General features: G+C 40.0%; 5 protein-coding genes and 1 tRNA gene. All 6 read left to right on the plus strand.

Annotated features, from left to right (window positions below; all coding sequences use genetic code 11):
* The first annotated feature begins 65 nt into the window (after nucleotides 1–65).
* Nucleotides 66–575 carry a CinA family protein gene (locus tag A6E03_RS15295; RefSeq protein ID WP_065594315.1) on the plus strand — a complete coding sequence of 170 codons (510 nt, stop codon included), beginning with the start codon at nucleotides 66–68 and terminating at the stop codon, nucleotides 573–575.
* 125 nt (nucleotides 576–700) lie between these two features.
* On the plus strand, nucleotides 701–1,744 hold the full coding sequence (gene recA, locus A6E03_RS15300; protein WP_065594316.1) for a recombinase RecA: 1,044 nt from the start codon (nucleotides 701–703) through the stop codon (nucleotides 1,742–1,744).
* A 243-nt stretch (nucleotides 1,745–1,987) separates the two neighbouring features.
* Nucleotides 1,988–4,567 (plus strand): alanine--tRNA ligase, encoded by a 2,580-nt coding sequence (gene alaS, locus A6E03_RS15305; protein ID WP_065601204.1) that lies wholly within the window; start codon nucleotides 1,988–1,990, stop codon nucleotides 4,565–4,567.
* A 12-nt stretch (nucleotides 4,568–4,579) separates the two neighbouring features.
* Nucleotides 4,580–5,749 carry an aspartate kinase gene (locus tag A6E03_RS15310; RefSeq protein ID WP_065594318.1) on the plus strand — a complete coding sequence of 390 codons (1,170 nt, stop codon included), beginning with the start codon at nucleotides 4,580–4,582 and terminating at the stop codon, nucleotides 5,747–5,749.
* 81 nt (nucleotides 5,750–5,830) lie between these two features.
* Complete coding sequence (gene csrA / locus A6E03_RS15315; RefSeq protein WP_065594319.1) at nucleotides 5,831–6,028, plus strand: carbon storage regulator CsrA; 198 nt, start codon at nucleotides 5,831–5,833, stop codon at nucleotides 6,026–6,028.
* A gap of 213 nt (nucleotides 6,029–6,241) precedes the next feature.
* Nucleotides 6,242–6,334 (plus strand) — tRNA-Ser (locus tag A6E03_RS15320).
* The last annotated feature ends 66 nt before the right edge of the window (nucleotides 6,335–6,400 follow it).

Here is a 6,400-nt window from a genome sequence, read left to right on the forward strand (position 1 = left end):
ACGTGAATCAAGACGGCAATCAAAGATAGAATGAATAAAATTCGAATCAAGATGGAAAGAATCTAATGGATATGACAAAAAATGCTCAACTCGCGCAAGAAGTTGGTGAGTTATTAATGCAGCAGGGCAAAATGATGGCTTGTTCAGAATCTTGTACTGGTGGTGGTGTCGCTTTTTGTGCGACAGAAAATGCAGGCAGTTCAGCATGGTTTGAAAGAGGTTTTGTTACTTATAGTAACCAAGCCAAACAAGACTCTTTAGGTGTTGATTTTGATATCTTGCAGAGTTTTGGTGCGGTAAGTGAGGAAGTAGTAAAAGAGATGGCGGTAGGCACTCTTGCGAATAGTAATGCCGATATTAGCGTATCAATTAGTGGTATTGCAGGACCCGGTGGAGCAACAGAAGATAAACCGGTAGGAACAGTATGTTTTGGCTTTGCTGATAAGAGTGATTGGCACCAAGAAACCACTGTGTATTTTACTGGTGGGCGTAGTGAAATAAGACAAAGTGCGATTGAATATGCATTTCTCACAATAAAGAATAGGTTGGAGAGTGTAGTTAATTCAAATGGTTAGTTTTTTTGTAGTGACGTACATTCGAAAAAATAAGAAAAAACATCACTACCCTATAGACACTGTATGAATAGACAGTATACTACTGGTTATTAACTGATTAGCTATCTAGAGTTCTGGAGAATCAAATGGACGATAACAAGAAAAAAGCACTGGCCGCAGCATTAGGTCAAATTGAAAAACAATTTGGTAAAGGTTCAATCATGAAGTTGGGCGATAACCGCACAATGGATGTTGAAACTGTGTCTACTGGTTCTTTATCTCTTGATATTGCTCTAGGTGCTGGCGGTTTACCAATGGGACGTATCGTTGAAATTTACGGTCCTGAATCATCAGGTAAAACGACACTAACTTTGGAAGCGATTGCTCAAGCACAAAAAGCAGGGAAAACCTGTGCATTTATCGATGCTGAGCATGCTCTAGATCCTATTTACGCTCAAAAACTGGGTGTCGATATTGACCAACTATTATGTTCTCAACCAGATACTGGCGAGCAAGCATTAGAAATCGTTGATGCATTAGCTCGTTCTGGTGCTGTTGATGTCATTGTTGTCGATTCAGTTGCTGCACTAACGCCAAAAGCTGAGATTGAAGGTGAAATGGGCGATAGCCACATGGGTCTTCAAGCTCGTATGCTATCTCAAGCAATGCGTAAGCTCACGGGTAACCTAAAACAATCGAACTGTATGTGTATCTTCATTAACCAAATTCGTATGAAGATTGGTGTGATGTTTGGTAACCCAGAAACAACAACGGGTGGTAATGCACTTAAGTTTTACGCTTCAGTTCGTCTTGATATCCGTCGTACTGGCGCAGTAAAAGATGGCGATGAAGTCGTTGGTAACGAAACCCGTATTAAAGTTGTAAAAAACAAAATTGCTGCACCATTTAAGCAAGCTGAAACTCAAATATTATACGGTAAAGGTTTTAACCGCGAAGGTGAGTTGATTGACTTAGGTGTTAAACATAAGCTCGTAGACAAAGCTGGCGCTTGGTATAGCTACAATGGCGATAAGATCGGCCAAGGTAAAGCTAACGCATCTAAATTTATGCGCGAAAATCCAGAAATCGGCGCTGAATTGGATAAGAAACTACGCGAAATGTTATTAACGCCAACTGAAAATAAACCTGAAGTTGAGAATGAAATTGAAGAAGAAAACGAAGAGTTTTAATTCATTCGATTTTAATTAAAATAGCAGAAAGCCAAACCGTTGAGTTTGGCTTTTTTTTGTCTATAAAAAGAGACGCTACCTACCAAAAATAGAATTCTTTCTGTTTCCTCCTTTGATCGTTGCCGCTATCTATATTTCACTTTCATTTGCGTATACAATATCCGAAATTCTGTCTTAAAAACACTGCTTGGCTTAACTGAGTACAAGGGTGAGTTAAACTACGATTCAATCAGGAATATCCACATGTATATGAGCACTGACGAGATCCGCCGTGCGTTTCTTGCTTTTTTTGAAAGCAAAGGACACCAAATTGTTGAGAGTTCTTCTCTAGTTCCAGCAAATGATCCAACTCTTCTATTCACGAATGCCGGTATGAACCAATTTAAGGATTGCTTCCTTGGTTCAGAAAAGCGTAGCTACACTCGTGCGACGACTTCTCAACGTTGTGTTCGTGCTGGTGGTAAGCATAATGATTTAGAAAATGTAGGCTTTACTGCTCGCCATCATACTTTCTTTGAAATGCTTGGTAACTTCAGCTTTGGCGACTACTTTAAGCAAGATGCAATCAAATACGCATGGGAATTCCTGACTGAGCGTCTAGAGCTTCCTGCTGATCGTCTATTAGTGACTATTTATGAAACTGATGATGAAGCGTTTGAAATCTGGAATAAAGAAATGGGTATTCCAGCAGATCGCATCGTTCGCATCGGTGATAACAAAGGCGCACCTTATGCATCAGATAACTTCTGGCAAATGGGTGATACCGGTCCTTGTGGTCCATGTACTGAGATTTTCTATGATCACGGTGAGCACATTTGGGGCGGCCGTCCAGGTACACCAGAAGAAGATGGCGACCGTTTTATTGAAATTTGGAACAACGTTTTCATGCAATTCAACCGTCAAGCAGATGGCACAATGGAACCACTTCCTAAGCCATCAGTAGATACAGGTATGGGCATTGAGCGTATTGCAGCTATCATGCAAGGCGTGCACTCAAACTATGAAATTGATATCTTCCAAACACTAATTAAAGAAACAGCAAAAGTGGTTGGTTATGATGATCTTTCAAACCAATCTTTACGTGTAGTTGCTGACCATATCCGTTCTTGTTCTTACTTAATCGTTGATGGTGTTATGCCGTCAAACGAAGGCCGTGGTTATGTATTACGTCGTATTATTCGTCGTGCAGTACGTCACGGGAATAAATTAGGCGCTAAAGGATCTTACTTCTATAAATTAGTTGGTCCATTAGCTGAAATCATGGGTACCGCTGGCGAAGAGCTTAAAAAGCAACAAGCACTAGTGGAAAAAGTACTTAAGATTGAAGAAGAAAACTTTGTTCGTACGCTTGAGCGCGGCATGGTAATTCTGAACGAAGCGTTAGATAACCTAGAAGGCACAGTTCTTGACGGTGAAACCGTATTTAAGCTTTATGATACTTACGGTTTCCCAGCAGATTTAACTAACGATGTTGCTCGTGAGCGTGAATTAACTATCGATGAAGATGGTTTTGAAAAAGCGATGGAAGAGCAACGTCAACGAGCTCGTGAAGCGGGTCAATTTGGTACTGATTATAATGCAGTGATCAAAGTTGAATCAGAAACAGAGTTTCATGGTTATAACTCAACTGAAGCAAAAGCAACAGTCTTAGAGATTTTCCGTGAAGGCGAAGCTGTTGAAGCTCTTTCTGCAGGCGATGACGCGATTCTAATTTTAGATGTGACTCCATTCTATGCTGAATCAGGTGGCCAATCTGGCGATGCTGGTATTATCACGGTAGAAGCGGGTAAATTTGTTGTCACTGATACTCAAAAAGTAGGCAATGCAATTGGTCACCACGGTAAGTTAGTTGAAGGTGTGTTATCAACTGCCGATAGTGCAATGGCTCAAGTTGATCAAGAGCGTCGTACTGCGATTACTCTAAATCACTCAGCGACGCATTTATTGCACGCAGCACTTCGTGAAGTGTTAGGTGAACACGTAACGCAAAAAGGGTCATTAGTTAAAGCGGAAAGCTTACGTTTTGATTTCTCTAACCTTGAAGGTGTTAAAGCTGAAGAGCTACGTAAAGTTGAACGTATTGTTAACCAACAAATTCGTTTAAACCATGAGATTGAAACAAACTTGATGGACATTGATGCCGCGAAAGAAAAAGGCGCAATGGCTCTATTTGGTGAAAAATACGACGATGAAGTTCGTGTTCTTTCTATGGGTGGATTCTCTACTGAACTATGTGGTGGTATTCACGCATCAAGCACCGGTGATATTGGTTTATTTAAAATCACTTCAGAAGGTGGTATTGCAGCGGGTATTCGTCGTATTGAAGCGGTTACCGGTGAAGCAGCATTAGATGCAATTGAAGCTCAACAGAAAGCGGCAGATAAAAAGCTGAGTGAAGCGGCATCAAAGGCTAAGCAACTTGAAAAAGAGATTCAATTACTTCAAGAAAAAATAGCGACTGCAGAAAGTGCAAATATCATGGGTAAATTGCAAGAAATTGCAGGTACTAAAGTGTTAATTGCTGCTCTAAATGATGCAGATAGCAAAAATTTACGCACAATGGTTGATAATGCTAAAAACCAAATTGGCAGCGGTGTTGTTCTATTAGCTAATGTTTCCGATGGTAAAGTAAGCTTGATTGCTGGTGTAACTAAAGATCTTATTGGTCAAGTTAAGGCTGGTGAATTGGTGAATATGGTTGCACAACAAGTTGGTGGTAAAGGTGGCGGTCGTCCTGATATGGCTCAAGCTGGCGGTACTGATGCGAATGCATTACCTGCAGCGCTTGCTTCTGTTGAAGCTTGGCTAACTGAGCGTCTGTAATAGGTCGTATCAGTGGCATTAATCGTACAAAAATACGGTGGTACATCAGTTGGATCCGTTGAACGGATCCAATCTGTTTCTGAGCGTATCATCTCAACGCAGCAACAAGGGCATGATGTCGTTGTTGCTGTTTCTGCTATGGCAGGTGAAACTAATCGTTTAATGAATTTGGCTACTCAAATGAGTGAGGTTCCAGAACCTCGAGAATTGGATATGCTACTTTCTGCCGGTGAACAAGTTTCTATTGCTTTATTAGCTATGTCTCTAATCCAAAAGGGCATCAAGGCAATTTCATTAACGGCTGATCAGGCTGGAATCCAAACAAATAGCGTATTTAATGACGCAACGATTGAGCATATTCAAACTGATTTAATCACGCAGTGGTTAAGTAAAGGGTATGTGGTGATAGTTGCAGGATTCCAAGGGCGTGATGCGGTTGGTAATATTACTACATTAGGTCGAGGTGGGTCTGATACTACTGCAGTAGCTTTAGCTGCTGCATTAAATGCAGATGAATGCCAAATTTTTACGGATGTAGATGGTGTTTATTCTTCAGATCCTCGTTTTGTATCGAATACGCGCCGTTTAAAAGAAGTGTCTTTTTCGGATATGCATATATTAGCAAAATCTGGAGCAAAGGTTCTTCAAGAGCATTCTGTCATTCATGCTTGGAATTCATCGGTAACACTAAGAGTATTATCTTCTTTTGAAGATGGTGAAGGGACGCTTATTTGTGAGAGTCCGAAAGACGTTTTAGGTGTTACTGGTTTAGCTTTAGAGCAGGACCTTTCTCTTGTTGAATGCGAAGGCATTTCGATTAAAGAACAGAAAGAGCTTTATAAACAATATAAAGTGTTAGCTGAAAGGGGCGATTGTTTTCAAATTGTTGTGCCAAAAGCAAATATTTTACAATTGAAACTGGCATTTAATACAAAAATACGCAATATTAGTAGCTTATCAATTCTGACGTTAGTCGGAGATAATGTTGAAGGGATGGCAGAATCTGCTTGCAATCAACTAGTGGCTAATAGTGTTGATATTTATCAATATGATATAGAGCCTAAAAGTGTGTCAGTTATCGTGAATCAAGCTGATTTACAACGAGCGGCAGAAATTTTACATAAAACGTTTGTTATTACAGAGCAATCACAAGATAATAACCTTATGATCGCTGTTTCTTGAGCAGAGACGTTTATGAAAATAAGCGATAACCGACAATACATACATTTATTATAATACTGAGATAACTCAAGGAGCATTCGAATGCTAATTTTGACTCGCCGTGTAGGTGAAACTTTAATGATTGGTGACGAAGTAACAGTTACTGTACTAGGCGTTAAAGGCAACCAAGTACGTATTGGTGTTAATGCACCGAAAGAAGTATCTGTACACCGTGAAGAGATTTACATGCGCATTCAAGCGGAAAAAGGAACACCTGTAGCTTCACAAGGTGACTTTTAATTCGTATGAATTAGGCTGACATTGTCAGCCTTGTTTTATTTTACCTATTTAGATTAGATAAAATAAACAGTAAATATAGGCATAAGCTACGTATAACGTTCTATTTTTGCTCATTTTGGTTGTTTCGTAGGCTGTTGAACAAAAAGCGTTATTTTTTACTTAAAAAGTCATTGACATATTTTTGGTAAACCGTAATATGTGCCTCCTCAAGACGGTGAGGTGGCCGAGAGGCTGAAGGCGCTCCCCTGCTAAGGGAGTATGTGGTTTATAGCCGCATCGAGGGTTCGAATCCCTCCTTCACCACCATTATTGATTCCTGTTGATCTTTATGGTCAGCAAGAATAAAAAAGAATTATTGTGCGCTAGTAGCTC

It is taken from the genome of Aliivibrio sp. 1S128 (assembly GCF_001691065.1).
GTDB lineage: Bacteria > Pseudomonadota > Gammaproteobacteria > Enterobacterales > Vibrionaceae > Aliivibrio.